This window comes from Lactiplantibacillus sp. B652 (assembly GCF_023806745.1).
GTDB lineage: Bacteria > Bacillota > Bacilli > Lactobacillales > Lactobacillaceae > Lactiplantibacillus > Lactiplantibacillus pentosus.
The window spans coordinates 1-301 of sequence record NZ_JAMSKY010000087.1 but is presented as its reverse complement, the minus strand read 5'-3'; the positions used below and the strand labels follow the sequence as shown (position 1 = coordinate 301).

Annotated in this window: 1 pseudogene; it reads left to right on the top strand. The window is 44.9% G+C overall.

Annotated features, from left to right (window positions below):
* Positions 1-33: 33 nt before the first annotated feature.
* A pseudogene (locus MZO40_RS17115) lies at positions 34-301 on the top strand (IS30 family transposase); the annotation flags it as partial.

Below are 301 nucleotides of genomic sequence, written 5' to 3'. Positions count from 1 at the left end.
AGCTAATTCCAACCAATATAGGGAGTGATTACTTTGGGTACATCTACTTTATCACGTTTTCAACGTGGCGCACTAGCACAACTGGTCAATGAGGGGAATAAATCTTACCAAGTAATGACTGACGCCTAAGGCGTCGCCAAAGCTACGATTAGCTATGAGTTGGACCGGGTTAAACCTTATGATTCAGAATTAGCTCAGCAAGATGCAGATCGCAAAAGGCGGAATTGCGGTCGTCGTTCGATGCTGACGGCAGCATTAGCGACTTTAATTACCAATCACTTACGATTAACCTGGTCACCAG